Annotated in this window: 16 protein-coding genes; 11 read left to right on the top strand and 5 right to left on the bottom strand. The window is 73.2% G+C overall.

The annotated features are described in order from the left end of the window. The first annotated feature begins 38 nt into the window (after positions 1 to 38). Genes pelF through ACQP1S_RS07195 form a run of 7 tightly spaced genes read left to right on the top strand, consistent with a single transcriptional unit; the run spans position 39 to position 8,293 of the window. Positions 39 to 1,931: a GT4 family glycosyltransferase PelF gene (pelF, locus tag ACQP1S_RS07225; RefSeq protein ID WP_432904439.1), complete on the top strand. Its 1,893-nt coding sequence runs from the start codon at positions 39 to 41 to the stop codon at positions 1,929 to 1,931. Further along, positions 1,931 to 3,463, top strand: coding sequence for a hypothetical protein (locus ACQP1S_RS07220; protein ID WP_432904436.1), 1,533 nt, complete (start codon positions 1,931 to 1,933; stop codon positions 3,461 to 3,463). Before pelF ends, ACQP1S_RS07220 begins: the two co-directional genes overlap by 1 nt. Before the next feature lie 37 nt (positions 3,464 to 3,500). Continuing rightward, positions 3,501 to 4,313, top strand: coding sequence for a sugar phosphate nucleotidyltransferase (locus tag ACQP1S_RS07215; protein WP_432907849.1), 813 nt, complete (start codon positions 3,501 to 3,503; stop codon positions 4,311 to 4,313). Further along, complete coding sequence (locus ACQP1S_RS07210) at positions 4,310 to 5,203, top strand: NAD-dependent epimerase/dehydratase family protein (RefSeq protein WP_432904434.1); 894 nt, start codon at positions 4,310 to 4,312, stop codon at positions 5,201 to 5,203. Before ACQP1S_RS07215 ends, ACQP1S_RS07210 begins: the two co-directional genes overlap by 4 nt. A gap of 56 nt (positions 5,204 to 5,259) precedes the next feature. Beyond that, complete coding sequence (locus ACQP1S_RS07205; protein ID WP_363667104.1) at positions 5,260 to 6,639, top strand: nucleotide sugar dehydrogenase; 1,380 nt, start codon at positions 5,260 to 5,262, stop codon at positions 6,637 to 6,639. Beyond that, the gene (locus tag ACQP1S_RS07200) at positions 6,636 to 7,601 is read left to right on the top strand and encodes an NAD-dependent epimerase/dehydratase family protein (RefSeq protein ID WP_432904431.1); all 966 of its coding nucleotides are present in this window, start codon (positions 6,636 to 6,638) and stop codon (positions 7,599 to 7,601) included. Before ACQP1S_RS07205 ends, ACQP1S_RS07200 begins: the two co-directional genes overlap by 4 nt. Next, a complete protein-coding gene (locus tag ACQP1S_RS07195; RefSeq protein ID WP_245722509.1) occupies positions 7,601 to 8,293 on the top strand; it encodes a hypothetical protein in 693 nt (230 codons plus the stop codon). Before ACQP1S_RS07200 ends, ACQP1S_RS07195 begins: the two co-directional genes overlap by 1 nt. Before the next feature lie 165 nt (positions 8,294 to 8,458). On the opposite strand, the gene ACQP1S_RS07190 is transcribed toward ACQP1S_RS07195, so the two are convergent. Continuing rightward, a complete protein-coding gene (locus tag ACQP1S_RS07190) occupies positions 8,459 to 9,085 on the bottom strand; it encodes a TetR/AcrR family transcriptional regulator (protein ID WP_432904428.1) in 627 nt (208 codons plus the stop codon). Between the two features lie 105 nt (positions 9,086 to 9,190). On the opposite strand from ACQP1S_RS07190, the gene ACQP1S_RS07185 reads away from it, so the two are divergent. Further along, positions 9,191 to 9,559, top strand: a complete 369-nt coding sequence (locus ACQP1S_RS07185) for a hypothetical protein (protein WP_432904425.1) — start codon at positions 9,191 to 9,193, stop codon at positions 9,557 to 9,559. A gap of 52 nt (positions 9,560 to 9,611) precedes the next feature. On the opposite strand, the gene ACQP1S_RS07180 is transcribed toward ACQP1S_RS07185, so the two are convergent. Next, entirely contained in the window at positions 9,612 to 10,193 is a 582-nt protein-coding gene (locus ACQP1S_RS07180; protein WP_432904422.1) for a TetR/AcrR family transcriptional regulator, read from the bottom strand. 150 nt (positions 10,194 to 10,343) lie between these two features. On the opposite strand from ACQP1S_RS07180, the gene ACQP1S_RS07175 reads away from it, so the two are divergent. After that, positions 10,344 to 11,363, top strand: coding sequence for an aldo/keto reductase (locus ACQP1S_RS07175; RefSeq protein WP_432904420.1), 1,020 nt, complete (start codon positions 10,344 to 10,346; stop codon positions 11,361 to 11,363). 189 nt (positions 11,364 to 11,552) lie between these two features. On the opposite strand, the gene ACQP1S_RS07170 is transcribed toward ACQP1S_RS07175, so the two are convergent. Together ACQP1S_RS07170 and ACQP1S_RS07165 are read right to left on the bottom strand one after the other, a co-directional pair. Further along, positions 11,553 to 11,993 carry a VOC family protein gene (locus ACQP1S_RS07170; protein WP_432904418.1) on the bottom strand — a complete coding sequence of 147 codons (441 nt, stop codon included), beginning with the start codon at positions 11,991 to 11,993 and terminating at the stop codon, positions 11,553 to 11,555. 119 nt (positions 11,994 to 12,112) lie between these two features. Further along, the gene (locus ACQP1S_RS07165; protein WP_432904415.1) at positions 12,113 to 13,015 is read right to left on the bottom strand and encodes an oxidoreductase; all 903 of its coding nucleotides are present in this window, start codon (positions 13,013 to 13,015) and stop codon (positions 12,113 to 12,115) included. Between ACQP1S_RS07165 and ACQP1S_RS07160 the strand changes: the two genes are divergently transcribed. Next, complete coding sequence (locus tag ACQP1S_RS07160) at positions 13,014 to 13,667, top strand: TetR/AcrR family transcriptional regulator (protein ID WP_432904413.1); 654 nt, start codon at positions 13,014 to 13,016, stop codon at positions 13,665 to 13,667. The genes ACQP1S_RS07165 and ACQP1S_RS07160 overlap by 2 nt on opposite strands. 114 nt (positions 13,668 to 13,781) lie before the next feature. Beyond that, positions 13,782 to 14,255, top strand: a complete 474-nt coding sequence (locus ACQP1S_RS07155) for a carboxymuconolactone decarboxylase family protein (RefSeq protein WP_091245708.1) — start codon at positions 13,782 to 13,784, stop codon at positions 14,253 to 14,255. Positions 14,256 to 14,352: 97 nt separating this feature from the next. On the opposite strand, the gene ACQP1S_RS07150 is transcribed toward ACQP1S_RS07155, so the two are convergent. Next, complete coding sequence (locus ACQP1S_RS07150) at positions 14,353 to 14,523, bottom strand: helix-turn-helix domain-containing protein (RefSeq protein WP_432904411.1); 171 nt, start codon at positions 14,521 to 14,523, stop codon at positions 14,353 to 14,355. Positions 14,524 to 15,035: the final 512 nt, after the last annotated feature.

The following is a 15,035-nucleotide window of genomic DNA, read 5'->3' as shown; positions in this document are numbered from 1 at the left end:
GACGGCTCAGCCAAGCACAGAGGAACGGGGGGGAACCGGTGCGGATCGCGCTGGTCTCGGAGGGCACCTACCCATACGCGATGGGTGGGGTGAGCATCTGGTGCGAACAGCTCATCCGAGGAATGCCGGACTACCGGTGGGAGGTCGTGGCGCTCACCGTGGACGGCACCGAGGAGCCGGTGTTCGACCGGCCGGCGAACCTCGACCGCGTGCACTCGATCCCGTTGTGGGGCGGCCGGCCGACAGGCCGCCGCCCCCGGCGGGGGGTGCTGGTCCCCTCCGGGCGACCCGGCGCGGAGTTCATCGAGTCCTACGAGGTGTTCCTGCGGGCGCTGGTCACCCCCCTGGAGTCGACCCGCTCCCAGGCCGGCGCGGTCAACCGCAGCACCTTCCTGCTCGCCCTGCGGGGCATGTTCGAGTACGCCTCCGGCGGCGGCGACCTGGGCGCGGCCCTGCTGTCCAACGAGGCGCTGCGGATGATGTTGGAGGCCTGGCACACCCTGCGGGTCGAGGAGACCGGGCCCGCGCCCACCGTCGCCGACGCGCTGGAGGCGGCCTGGCTCATCTCGCACATGCTGCGGCCGCTGAGCGCGCCACCGGTGCGCGCCGACATCGTGCACTCGTCGATGAACGGTCTCTCCACGCTCGTCGGGATGGCGGCCACCTGGACGTACGGCACCCCGCTGGTGCTCTCGGAGCACGGCATCTACCTGCGCGAACGCTACATCTCCTACCTGCACGACGACGCGCCGCACCCGGTCCGGGTGCTGGTGCTGAGCTTCTTCCGCTCGCTGGCCGGGGCGGCCTACCTGATCACCGGCGCGCTCGCGCCGCACTCGCAGTACAACCGGCGCTGGCAACTGCACAACGGCGCCGACCCCGAGCGGATGTGGACGATGTACAACGGCGTCGACCCGGACGAGTTCCCGCCGGCAGCCGGCGAGCCGGACGTGCCGACCATCTCGTTCATGGGCCGGATCGACCCGCTCAAGGACCTGCACACCCTGATCCGGGCGTTCGCGCTGGTCCGCGAGGAGATCCCGAACGCCCGGCTGCGCATCTTCGGCGGGACGCCGGCCGCCAACAAGGTCTACCACGAGAGCTGTGCGGCGTTGATCGACGAGCTCGGGCTGACCGGGCACGCGGTCCTGGAGGGCCGGGTCGGCAGTGCCGTCGAGGCGTACCACGCGGGCAGCCTGGTCGCGTTGACCAGCATCTCCGAAGGCTTCCCCTACACGGTGGTGGAGGCGATGGCGTGCGGCCGGCCGACGGTGTGCACCAACGTCGGCGGGGTCGCCGAGGCGGTCGGTGACACCGGCTTCGTCGTCGCGCCGCGGGACGTCCCCGCGATCGCCGCCGCCTGCGTACGGATGCTCAACGACCGGGAGCTGCGGCTGCGCCTCGGGGCGGCCGCCCGGGACCGGGTGCTGGAGCGGTTCACCCTGCAACGCTCGTTGCAGGCGTACCGCGACATCTACGAGGGACTCGCCACGCCCCGCACCTCCCCCGCCCCGAAGCGGTTGCGTGGTCAGGCCCAGGGCTGGGTCCGCGTCCCGAACCGCACGACCCGTCCCGGGGTGGCGTCCGTCGCCGCCCGCCCCGCGCCGACCCCGGTCGCCGCCCGACCCGAGGCGGTGCCGGTCGCCGCCCGACCCGAGCCGACCCCGGTCGCCGCCCGACCCGAGGTGATGCCGGTCGCCGCCCGACCCGAGCCGACCCCGGTCACCGTCCGGCCCGAGGCGGTGCCGGTCGCCGCCCGGGTGCCCCGCCAGCGGGGGCCCGAGCAGTACTCGTCCGCCGCCTACCGGACCCGCCACGACCCGAACTCGTCCGGGTCCGAGCTGCCGCAGCCCGCCGTAACCCCGCCCGCCGGGGCGCACCCGGACGACGAGCCGACGGTCGGCATCCTGCGCGCCACCGGCGGCCGCTGATGGCCGACGCCAACGACCCGGACGTCACCGACCCGTTGTTCCGGCCCGTGGCCACCATGACCACCGAGGCGGGGCCGACCGCCGACGACCGGGCGGACGGGCCCGAACGCACGATCCTGCTGCCCCGGATCTCCACCGACCCGGTCGACGACCTGGTCGAGCGGGTCCGGCCCCAGCTGACCCGGGCGGTGGACGCGCTCCAGGTCGCCGCCGCCCTGGAGGCCGACGGGCACACCGACCGGGCCGCCCAGGTCGAGTACGGCTACCGGGACGTCTTCGTCCTCGCCCTGGAGGTGTTCCGGCGGTTGGGGCCGATCCCGGAGGCGGTGGACCGGCCGCGCACCGCGTCGACTTCCCACCCGGACCGGTGGGCTGACCTGCGGACCATCTCGCACGGCCTGCTCTACGTGCTGCCGAGCGCCGCGTTCCCGGCCGTGTTGTCGGTAGTGGGGCGACCGGGCCTGGTGGTCGGCCTGATTCTCGCCGGGACGGTCGGCTGGATCTGGTCGGGGATGGTCGCCTACGCGGCGTTCCGCCTGCTCGGCCTCGGTCGGGCCCGCTCGGCCAGCCGGGTGCTGCGGATCGCCGCGCTGGCCGCGCCCCTGCTCGGCCTGGCCGCCGGTGCGGTGATGCTGCCCTACGGCGGCCTGCCGCTCGCCGCGATGATGCTCGGCCAGCTGACGTACCAGTTGGCCAGCACGCTGTTGATCTTTTACCGGCGGGAGGGCTGGCTGGCCGGGGCGATGGTCCCGGCCGTGCTGGGCAGCGCGGTCTTCCTGACCACCGGCGGTGCGACCGCGCGGCGCTGGGCGGTGGGCGCGGCGGCCCTCGGCGTGCTGGCCGCCTTCGCCGCCGGACTCTGGGCCACCCGGGCCGCCGCGCGGGCCGGGGAGCCGACGCCCCGGGACCCGCTCTGGCCACCGGCGTCCACCCTGCTCGGCGTCGCCGGTTACGGGCTCTGTTCGGCGGCGTTGCTCTTCCACGCGCAGGCGCCGTACCTGCTGGGCCAGTGGGACGTCGCGGCGTCGGCGGTGCCGCTGATCCTGTCCATGGGGTTCGTCGAGTGGCGGACCAGCCGGTTCTGGGCGGGCGGGGTGGCGCTGTCCCGGCGGGCCCGGCTCCCGCGCAGCTTCGTCGTCGGAATCTGGCAGGCCATCGGCCGGGAGGTCGCGGCGTGCCTCGCGGTGCCGGCGGTGCTGGGGGTGCTGCTGCTCGCCGCGCTCACCGGGCTGGGCGTGCTCTCCACCGCCGGAGTGGTGATGACGGCCGCGCACGTGGCCCTCGCCGGGGCGTACTACCTGGCCTTCCTGCTCGCCGGTCAGGGCCGGTACGGCTGGCTGTGCCTGTCCATGACGGTCGTGATCGTGCTGCACGTCGGCCTGGGGGCGCTGCTCGGCGTCGCCCCGCTGCTCGGGCAGGGCGGCAGCCCGGTCACCGACACCTCGCTGTACCTGGGCAGCGTGCTGCTGCTCCAGGCGCTGTTCGCGCTCGGTCTGTTTCCGGTGATCGGGCAGGTTCGGCACTACCGATAGTCCACTCGAGACCTATGGGGAGGTCCGGTTGCACGCGGTGATCCTTGCCGGCGGCAAAGGGGTGCGGCTGAAGCCGTACACCACGACGCTGCCGAAACCCCTGATGCCCATCGGGGACAGCCACTCGATCCTGCAGATCGTGCTCGACCAGCTCGCCTCGCGCGGGTTCACCTCGGTGACCCTGGCGATCAACCATCTCGGCCCGCTGATCCGGGCCTTCGTGGGCGACGGCAACAGGTGGGGCCTGACCATCGACTACATCGAGGAGGACCGGCCGCTGTCCACGGTCGGCCCGCTGTTCGGCCTGAAGGACCGGCTGCCCGACGAGTTCCTGGTGATGAACGGTGACGTCCTCACCGACCTGGACTACGGCGACCTGCTGCGCAGCCACCAGCTCTCCGGGGCCGGCCTGACCCTGGCGACCTCCGAACGGGTGCACCGGATCGACTTCGGCGTGCTCGACGTGGAGGCCGGCCGGGTGGTCGGGTTCCGGGAGAAGCCGTCGCTGCACTACCCGGTCAGCATGGGCGTCTACGGGATGTCCCGGCGGACCCTGGAGCCCTACCCGGCCGGGCTGGCCCTCGGCTTCGACCGGTTGGTGCTGGACCTGCTCGCCGGTGGTGACCCGCCGATGACGTACCCGTTCGACGGGTTCTGGCTGGACATCGGCCGGCCGGAGGACTACGACGAGGCGAACCGCTCGTTCCCCCAGCTCAAGCCGATCCTGCTGCCCAGCCGACCGGGGCCGATCGAGGTCGCCGTCGGCGACGGGGCCGAGCCGCTGGCCGTCGCCGCCCTGCCGGGCGTCGCGGACCTGCCGGGCGTCGTGCGGGCCGGGGAGCTGACGTGACGCGGGTGCTGCTCTTCGGGGCGTCCGGCTTCATCGGCGGGCACGCCCGCGACGCGCTGGCGGCGGACCCCCGGGTGGCCGAGGTGATCTGCCCGGGGCGGGCCGCCCACGACCTGCTCGACGGCACCTCGGCCGCGCTCGCGGGGCTGCTGCGCGAGGTCGGCCCCGACGCGGTGGTCAACTGCGTGGGCGCCCTCACCGGCTCCGCCGCCCAGTTGGTCACGGCGAACACGTTGGTCGCGGCGAAGCTGCTGGCGGCCACGGCCGAGGCGGCGCCGCAGGCCCGGCTGGTCCGGCTCGGCTCGGCCGGGGAGTACGGGCCGGTGCCGGACCGGGTGCCGGTCACCGAGGAGGCCCCCGCCCGACCGGTCAGCGAGTACGGCGTCAGCCACCTCGCCGGGACCCGGCTGTTCCAGCTCGCCGGGGAGGCCGGCCAGGTCGACGCGGTCTCGCTGCGGGTCTTCAACCCGATCGGTCCGGGCATGTCGCAGGAGAACCTGCTCGGTCGGGCGGCGGCCCGGTTGCGGGCCGCGCTGGCCGACGGGGCCACCGAGATCACCCTGGGGCCGCTGTCGGCGTACCGGGACTTCGTCGACGTGCGGGACCTCGCCACGCTGATCGTCGCGGCGACGCTCACCCCCGGACTGCGGCACCGGGTCGTCAACGCCGGCAGCGGCCGGGCGGTCACCGCCCGGGAGGCGGTCGGGTTGCTGGCCGGTGCGGCGGGCTACGACGGCCGGATCCGCGAGGCCGGCGTCGGGCCGCAGCGCTCGCAGGCGGTCGACTGGATCCAGGCCGACATCGGCCGGGCCGGCGAGCTGGGCTGGTCGCCCGTGCGTGACCTGGAGACATCGATCAAGGACATCTGGGCCGCCGGCGAGGCGCGGTGAGCCGCGCGGACCGCTCCCCCATCACGACACACCCGCAAAAAACGAGAGGACACCGCATGAGTACGAAGATCGGGGTCGTGGGCCTGGGCTACGTGGGGCTCACCCTCACCGCCGCCCTCGCCGACAAGGGCTTCACGGTGTACGGCGCGGACGTCTCGCCGGCGGTGCTGGACGCGCTCTCGCACGGCCGGCCGCACATCTTCGAGCCCGGCATCGAGGACGTCTTCGCCGCCCACCTCGGCAAGAGCATCCACGTCGCCGCCGACCTGCCGAAGGACACCGTCGACGTGGCGGTGATCAGCGTGTCGACGCCGGTGGACAACATGACCCACCGCCCCAACCTGGCGAACCTGGCCGCCGCCGCCCGGGTGGTGGCCGGCAGCTGCCGCCCGGACACCCTGGTGGTGGTGCGCAGCACCGTGCCGGTCGGCACCAGCCGCCGGGTGGTGCTGCCCGAGTTGCAGGCCGTCTGGGGTGAGCGGGTCCGGCTGGTGATGGCCCCGGAGCGCACCATCCAGGGGCAGGCGCTGCGGGAACTCGTCGAGCTGCCGCAGGTGGTCGGCGGCCTGGACGACGAGAGCCTCGCCGCCGGGATCGAGTTCTTCAACGGGCTGGCGCGCACCGTCGTCCCGGTCTCCGGGTTGGAGACCGCCGAGCTGGTGAAGCTGTCGAACAACTGCCACACCGACCTGATCTACGCGTTCGGCAACGAGATCGCGCTGATCGCCGAGCGGCACGGCCTCGACCCGCTGGAGGTGATCCGGGCGACGAACGTCGACTACCCGCGCCCGGATCTGGCCAAGCCCGGGTACGTGGGCGGCGGCTGCCTCTCCAAGGACCCGTACATCATGATCGACAGTGCGGGTGACCGCCGGCCGTTCCTCGTCGGCAAGGCCCGCCAGCTCAACGAGTACCTGCCGATCCACGTCGGCGAGACCGTGGTCCGGATGCTGGTCGAGGCGCGCGGGCGCAGTCTCGGTGCCCGGCTGGCGGTGCTCGGTTGGGCGTACAAGGGCTGGCCGGCGACCGACGACATGCGCGGCACTCCGATCGAGCCGATGATGCGGGTCTTCTCCGCCGCCGGGGTCACCGTCCTCGGCCACGACCCGATGGTCACCGACGACGTGATCCGGCAGTACGGCGGCGAGCCGGTCAGCCTGGACAAGGCGTTCACCGAGGCGGACGCCGTACTGATCATCAACGACCACCCGGACTACCGGGCGCTGCGGGTGCCGGAGGTGCTCGGCGCGACGCCGCCGGCCTTCGTCTACGACTCGTGGCGGGTGCTCGACGGCGACGCGGTCATGGCCGCCGGGGTCCGCTACGCCGGACTCGGCTACCTGCCACCCGCGCCGACCGGTCCGGGCGACGACGGCGGTGCGGTCGGCGCCGCTGCCGGTGCGGGCGCGTCGGCCGCCGGGGCGGTGTCCGCATGAGGGCCCTGCTGCTCGGCGGTGCCGGCTTCATCGGCCTGCACCTCGCCCGCCGCCTCGTCTCCGACGGTCACCAGGTGACGATCGTGGACGACTTCTCCCGGGGCCGGGACGACGCCGACCTCGACCTGCTGCGCGCCGATCCGGCCGTGCAGGTGGTCTCCGGCGATCTGACCAGCCCGGACACCTGGGCCGCCCTGCCCACCGGCTGGGACCAGATCTATCTGCTCGCCGCCGTCGTCGGGGTGCGCAACGTGGAGCAGGACCCGGCCCGGGTGATCCGGGTCAACACCCTCTCCGCGCTGCACCTGCTCGACTGGGTGGCCCCGGGTGAGCGGGTCTTCTTCGCCTCCACCAGCGAGGTCTACGCCGGGGGCGTGACGGCCGGGGTGGTGCCGGTGCCGACGTCCGAGGCGGTGCCGACGATGATCTCCGACATCGCGGCCCCCCGCTTCGCGTACGCGGCCAGCAAACTGCTCGGCGAGGCCGCGTTCCTGCACACCGCGCGGGCTCGGGGCTTCGAGACCGTGGTGGGCCGGTTCCACAACGTGTACGGCCCCCGGATGGGTGCCGACCACGTCATCCCGGAGATGTCCCTGCGCGCCCTGCGGGGGGCCGATCCGTTCCCGGTCCCCGGCGCCGACCAGTACCGGGCGTTCTGCCACGTCGACGACGCGGTCGAGGCGATGCTGCGGCTGATGGGGGCACCGGCCGCCGCCGGTCAGATCGTGCACATCGGCAACGACCGGGAGGAGACCAACATCGGCGACCTGGCCAAGCTGGTCCTGCGGGTGGCCGGGGTGAGCCCCGCCATCGCGCCCGGGACCGCGCCGCCGGGATCGGTCGCCCGCCGCTGCCCGGATCTGTCCCGGCTGCGGGAGCTGACCGGTTACGAGCCGAGCGTCAGCCTGGAGGAGGGCGTCCGCAGCACGTTCGCCTGGTACCGGGAGCACGGGTGGGCGTGATGAGCCGACGCCCCATCTGCTTCTACTACGGCGACGGCCGCCTGCCCGAGCTGTCCCGGTACGTGCGGGTGGTCCTGCAACCGGACTTCTACCGGTCGGCCGAGCTGCGCTACCTCGCGGAGCAGGACGTGCAGACCCTCGGCTACCTGTCGCTGTCGGAGGACCAGGGGCCGCCCGCGCCCTGGCAGCGGCAGGAACGCAACCCGGACTGGGGCGGCGCGTTCGTCCACGTCGACCACCCGGACTGGGTGGCGCACGTGGTCGGGCAGGCCAAGCAGGCGATCGCGCAGGGCTTCGCGGGGCTCTTCCTGGACACGCTCAACGTCGAGCTGACCTTCCCGGAGGACGTGCCGCACCTGCTCACCCTGGTCGCCGCCATCCGGGAGGAGGCCCGGCCGGCGTACCTGCTGGCGAACCGGGGTTTCGGCATGCTGCCCCGGCTGGCCGAGATCGTCGACGGGATCGTCTTCGAGTCCTTCTCGGCCCGGTGGACCGACCAGGGCTACGCGCCGTGGCCGCCCGACGTGCTGGAGTTCCACGCCCAGATCGCCGAGCAGCTGCTCCAGTTGGAGCTGGACCTCTACAGCCTCGACTACGCCGACAGCCAGGGGCTGACCGACTTCGCCGAGCGCCGGGCCCGCCAGTTCGGGCTCCAGTCCTCGGTCAGCGACCGCGCCCTGTCCCGTACCTGACCACCCCAGCCGGGGCGGCCACCCCGCCGGGTCGGGTCTGGTCCGGGCCCGACCCACCTCGAACACCCGCCCCCGCCGGGCCGGGACCGGATCGCGCGTCGGCACCACGCGCGACCGTCTCCCACCCGACGGGGGCGGGGTTGCGGGTGGCAGGCGAACGGCGGGTCAGGGCTTCGCGGCGTCGAGCGCGGGGGCGAGCGGCAGCAGGGCGGCCCGGACGAGGTCCGGCAGCGGCCCGGACGGCACCACGAAACCGGCCATCGACGGCACCTCGGTCGTGCCGTGCAGCCACTGCCGGAGCGCCACCCTGGCCGCCGCGCCGACAGCGGCGGCGAGCACCTGGGCGGCCAGGGGTCCGATGCCTGGACAGCGGGCGGTGACCGCTGCGGCGAGCGGCTCCTCGAACGTGGTGAGGGCCTCGACGTAGCAGGCGCGCAGCGCGGGGCTGGCGGCGATCATCAGCAGCGTGGCGGGCGGGTGGTCACCGGGGTCGGTGTACAGCCCCGCGACGGCGTCGATGACCGTGTCGCCGAGGCCGACCCCGGCGGGCCGGGCGAGCACGGCCGCCGCCACTGCCGCCGCACGGTCCGCGGCGACCCCGGCGACGATCGCCTGTTCCCGGCTCGCGAAGTAGTTGTTGTAGGTCCGGGGCGACACGCCGGCCGCCTGGGCGATCTCCTCGACGCGGACGTTGTCCGGCCCCCGTTCCAGCGCCAGGCGCAGCGCCGCCGACTGGAGCGCCTCCCGGGTGGCCCGCTTCTTTCGTTCCCGCAGGGTCGATGGACCGGTCACGGTGCCACTGTCGCACACACGGTGCGTGCACGCAAAATTGCGTGCACGCAATAATATGCTACGGTCCCCCGCACTCCTGGAGCACCACGACCGAAAGGGACCGACATGCGCGCCAAGGGCATGGCCTACGACACCGGCTTCGTCACCGACGGCGTCAGGTCGGTGCCGCGCTGGGACCCCGAGGTGGTCCGGCGGGAGCTGGCCATCATTCGGGACGACCTGCACTGCACCGCCGTCCACCTGGTCGGCAGGGATCCCGGGCGGCGGGAGTCCGCCGCCCGCGCCGCCGCCGAACTCGGCCTGGAGGTCTGGTTCTCGCCGTATCCACTGGAGCTGGAACCCGACCTGATCCGCGCGCTGTTCCTCGACTGCGCCGAGCGGGCCGAGCAGCTCCGGGCGACGGGGGCCGAGGTCGTGTTCGTCACCGGCGCCGAGCACTACTCGCGCCAGCCTGCGGCTGACCGGCACGGCTGAACGGACGCGGTCCACCCGAGGGTGCGGTGCCCGGGATGCCGGACACCGCCCCTCACCGCAGGCGCAGCCCCGCGACGAGGAGCCCGACCATGCGGCGGGCGTCGTAGTGGGGGGCGCGGCCGGCGCAGAGGTTGCCGACGGCGAACAGCAGTTCCTCAGCGTTGGTGTCGGGACGGATCTCGCCGGCCTCGGCGGCGGCGTCGAGCAGGTGGGCACACGCGGGGACGAGGTGGTCGAGGAAGTACCCGTGCAGCGTCTCGAAGGCGGCGGAATCGGAGTTCAGCACCTCGGCGAGGCCGTGCTTGGTGGTGAGGAAGTCGACGAAGAGGTCGATCCAGGCGGTCAGGGCGGCGTGCGGCGTACCGCTGGTGGCGAGCAGGGTCGGCGCGGCCTCGGCGCACGCCTGCACCTGGTGCCGGTAGACGGCGACGATGAGGTCGGCCCGGGTCGGGAAGTGGCGGTAGATCGTGCCCACGCCGACGCCGGCCCGGGCGGCGATGTCGCGTACCGGTGCATCGACTCCGGCGGCGAGGAAGGCTGCGGCGGCGGCCGCCAGCAGGGTCGCCTCGTTGCGCCGGGCGTCGGCCCGCTTACGCGGGGTCGATGTCCCCGAACCGCGGTCGCTGCCAGCCACCGTGCCCGCACCCCCTTGGCAAACGGAACATCGTTCCGTATATTCCTTAGCGGAACGCGGTTCCGCTTGACCCCATGATGCCAGAGCCCCCGGCTGGGGACCAGGCCGCGTCACCATCCACCTGCCCCCATCCCGCCCGGAGGAACAGTTATGCACTACCGCCCCCTCGGCCGCACCGGCGTGCAGGTCAGCACCCTCGCGCTCGGCGCGATGAACTTCGGTGCCATCGGCCGGACCAGCCAGGACGAGGCCACCGCGATCATCGACGCCGCCCTGGCGGGCGGGATCAACGTGATCGACACCGCCGACCGGTACAGCCAGGGCGAGTCGGAGGAGTTGGTCGGCCGGGCGATCGCCGGCCGCCGCGACGACATCGTGCTGGCCACCAAGGCGACCATGCCGATGGGCGACGAGCGCAACCACCAGGGCAGCTCCCGACGCTGGCTGGTCACCGCGCTGGACGACAGCCTGCGTCGGCTCGGCGTCGACCACGTCGACCTCTACCAGATCCACCGGTGGGACCCGACGACCAGTGACGAGGAGACCCTGTCCGCGCTGACCGACCTCCAGCGGGCCGGCAAGATCCGCTACTTCGGCTGCTCGACGTTCCCGGCGTACCGGCTCGTGCAGGCGGAGTGGGCCGCCCGGGAGCACCACCTGGGCCGGTACGTCACCGAGCAGCCCAGCTACTCGATCCTGCAACGCGGCATCGAGGCGCACGTCCTGCCGGTCACCGCGCAGTACGGGCTGGGCGTGCTCGCCTGGAGCCCGCTCGCCTCCGGCTGGCTGTCGGGCGCGGTCCGCGCGGGCCGGGAGATCAGCACCCACCGCGCGGACGTCCTGCCGCAGCGCTTCGATCTCACCATCGCCGCCAACCGGGCCCGGCTCGACGCGGTCGAACAGCTGGCCGAGGTGGCCGACGGGGCCGGGCTGACCCTGATCCAGCTCGCCCTCGGGTTCGTCACCGCGCATCCCGCCGTGACCAGCGCGATCATCGGTCCCCGCACGATGGACCACCTGCGGTCCCAGCTCGCCGCCGCCGACACCGTGCTCACCGCCGACGTGCTCGACGCGATCGACGCGATCGTCGCCCCCGGCGTCGACCTCGCTCCGGACGAGAAGCACGACACCCCGCCCGCCCTGCTCGACCCGGCGCTGCGCCGACGTTGAGCGCCGACACCGGGCGGTCGGTGCGCCCGCCCCGCCGGCCCCCGACCGCCGTGGCCCAGCTCCGCTCCGCCCGGGGGTACGCCGTGCCCACCGGCGTGGCCCGACGCCGTGGCCCGACGACCGTTGGACGAGCCCGGCGGGGGCTGGCCGGCCCTCGCCGGCCGGAACCGACGGCTACGCCGTGGCCGGTCAGCTCACGCAGAACACGTTGCCTTCCGGATCGTGCATCGTGACGTAGTAGAAGAGGTCGGCCGGGTCGTCGCCCCGGGTCCGGCGCTGGACGGTCGCGCCGATGGCGACCAGCTCGGCCACCTTCGCCTCGACGATCTCGATCCGCTGCGCCTGGGGCAGGGCGTCGTCCCGGCCGGTGGGGTAGATGTCCAGGTGGAGCCGGTTCTTTCCGGCCCTCGCCTCCGGCACCCGCTGGAACCAGATCGGTGGGCGCAGCCCGGCCGGGTCGAACAGCCGATCCTCGAATGCCGCTTGCCCACCCAACCGGCTGTGGAAGTGCGCGTGCCAGGTGGTCTGCGGCGGCGTCGGCGGCGTCGACTGATAGCTCAGCGCCTGCGCCCAGAACCGGGCCAGCAGGGACGGGTCGTTCGCATCGATCGTCAGCTGCCAGAACACCATGTCCCACCCTAACCGTGCGGCAGACGACGTCCGGCAGCGAGAGCGCCGGTGCCCGGCACAGGTCGGCTCGGGCGGGTCCGCCACCTGTGGTCCTGCCGGCGCACCCGCCCCGGGGCCACCTACCGGGTGGGCTGGGCGGCAAGGGGGAAGGTGACGCCGGTCAGTTCCTCGGAGACCGTCCACAGGCGACGGGCGACGTTGCCGTCCCGGGCGGCCTTCGACCGGCCGACGAGCTCCGGCGCACCGCGCCCTTCGAAGAAGCCGTCCGGCCCGGCGTAGCTGCCGCCCGGGACGTCGGCCACCGCCGCGTAGAGGGTGGGCAACGCGCCGTCGTCGCCGCTCTGCGCGAAGCGGTTGACCAGTGTCGTCTGGAGCCGTTGCCGCAGGGAGCGATCGTTGGCGAGGTGCCCGAGCAGGTTGGTGGCGGCCAGGCCGGGGTGGGCGGCGGTCGCCAGCACCGGCGAGCCGACCTCGGCGAGGCGGCGGTGCAGTTCGGCGGTGAACAACAGGTTCGCCAGCTTCGACTGGGCGTACGCGGGGAACGCCCGGTAGGGCCGGTGCTCCCAGTTGGGGTCGGCGAGATCGATCTTCCCGGCCCGGTGCGCGGAGGAGGCGACGGTGACCACCCGCCCCCGGATCTGGGGCAGCAGCAGGTTGGTGAGCGCGAAGTGCCCGAGATGGTTGGTGCCGAACTGAAGCTCGAAACCGTCGGCGGTACGGCCGAGCGGCGGGATCATCAGCCCGGCGTTGTTGATCAGCAGGTCGATCGGCCCGACGCAGCCCTCGGCGAACGCGCGCACCGAGGCGAGGTCGGCCAGGTCGAGCCGCCGCACCTCGACGTCGCCGGTCATGCCCGCAGCGGCGGCCCGACCCTTGGCGAGGTCGCGGGCGGCGAGGACGACGCGGGCACCCCGGGCGGCGAGCGCCCCGGCGGCGACCCGGCCGATGCCGCTGTTCGCGCCGGTGACGATGACGGTACGGCCGGTCAGGGTGGCGATCTGGGCGGTCGTGAATGTTGTCATGGCCAACAATGTATACGGCGACAACAATGTCGGCAACGGCGACATCTTTCCGGCTACCATGACCGTCGTGCCCGCGTACCACCATGGAAACCTGCGGTCGACGCTGCTCGCCGCAGCCGAGAGCAGCCTGCGCCAACACGGCGCGGGCCAGCTCTCGCTGCGCGAACTGGCCCGGGAGGTCGGCGTCAGTCACGCCGCGCCGCGCCGGCACTTCCCGGACCGGCAGGCGCTGCTGGACGCCCTCGCCGAGGCCGGGTTCGCCCGGCTGCACGCGGAGCTGCACGCGGCGCTCACCGCCGCCGGGCCGGACTTCGGACCGCGCCTGCACGCCATGGCCGCCGCCTACCTGCGGTTCGCCACCGAGGACGCCGCCCTGCTGGAGCTGATGTTCACCGCCAAGCACCGGGAGGGGGCCGACCATCTCGTCGTCGCCGCCGCCGGGCCGTTCGGGCTGATGCACGAGTTGATCGCCCAGGGGCAGGCCCAGGGCGTGCTGGAGCCCGGGCCCCCGGAGCACGCCGGCATCGTGCTGTTCGCCACGTTGCAGGGCATCGCCACCCTGGTCAACGGCAACCTGGTGGCAGCAGAACTGCTCGACGGGATCACCCAGACCGCCGTCAACCAGTTCATGCGGGGGTCCCGCCCCCGTTAGCGGGCGACGTCAGCCGCCGAGCGGCGAGATGCGGGTCACGTTCGGACGTGTCACCGGGCGGTGGGCTGCCCCGTCTCAGGGGTGTAGCCATGAACGACCGCAGAGGAGCACATCATGGACGCCCGACTGAACTTCCTCGCCGCCCCGACCGCCGGCAGGGCCCTCAAGCACATGATGTCGGCGGGCAAGGCGTTGAAGGAGTCACCGCTGCCGACCGCCACCCAGGAGTTGGTGGCGCTGCGCGTGAGCCAGATCAACGGCTGCGCCGTCTGCGTCGACATGCACACCAAGGACGCCGCTGCGGCGGGCGAGACGTCGGTGCGGCTGAACCTGGTCGCGGCCTGGCGGGAGGCCACGGTGTTCACCGAGGCCGAGCGGGCCGCGCTGGCACTGGCGGAGGAGGGAACCCGGGTGGCGGACGCGGCCGGCGGGGTCAGCGACGAGGTGTGGACGCACGCCGCCAAGCACTACGACGACGAGCAACTGGTCGCGCTGGTGTTCCTGATCTCGTTCATGAACCTGGCGAACCGGATGAACATCATCACCCGGCAGCCGGCCGGCGCCTACCAGCCCGGACAGTTCCACTGAACGCACCACGGCCACCGGCTCGGGGGCTCTTTGGCGGACCCCGGGCCACCGGGCCGGAAGCCCGTTCCGGCGCGGACGGGTGCCCCGGGTGGGTCGGTCAGGCCAGGCTCACGAGGACTTCGGTCAGCTCGGACGGGGTGCCGTGGAGGCGGCACATCTGGTCGACGTCGAGTGCGCGCAGCGGCGTCTGCCCCGCCTCTATTCGGCACATCTTGGGGCGTGGCCACTCCAGGTCGGACGCGGCGGCCCCCAGGCCGAAACCGGCCACTTCCCGGGCCTGTCGTAGCAGTCGGCCGAGCTACCTTCCCGGCACGGTCGAGCCGATCTCCGTCCCGGACACCATCCTTCCTGTCTCACCACGACACGTCATCAGGCACGCCGTGCGACGCTTTCGCTTCGTCGCCCACAAGGTGCGTCATACGGGCGAATGTCTCACCTGGAGCATTGCACGGGTCGCCGCTGTTCTCGGATCGTGGCTGGCAGAGCGCCTGTCGACGAGCAATGGAGGTGGCGCGTGGCCCGATGGAAGTGGTTCCAGCGAAAAGGTCATCCGATCGATGTCGTCGGTCATCCGCCCCCGCGCGACACGCCGACCCGCCCGAATCACCGGCCAGAGTAGACGGATCGGCCGGACCAGGCCGACCGCGATCTGACCTGGGGCGAAAATGCGGTATCGCCGCGCCGGGAAACCGCAATATCGGCTCAGGTGAGTCGATCACGCCACGCCGCCTGCCCGGCACACCCTGCGGGGAGGGCGGGACGGGGCGGCCGGCGTGGAAC

Origin of the sequence: Micromonospora matsumotoense, assembly GCF_050951065.1 — a bacterium.
Lineage (GTDB): Bacteria > Actinomycetota > Actinomycetes > Mycobacteriales > Micromonosporaceae > Micromonospora > Micromonospora matsumotoensis.
The sequence above is the reverse complement of the archived record's forward strand: the minus strand, read 5'-3'. Positions and strand labels throughout refer to the sequence as shown.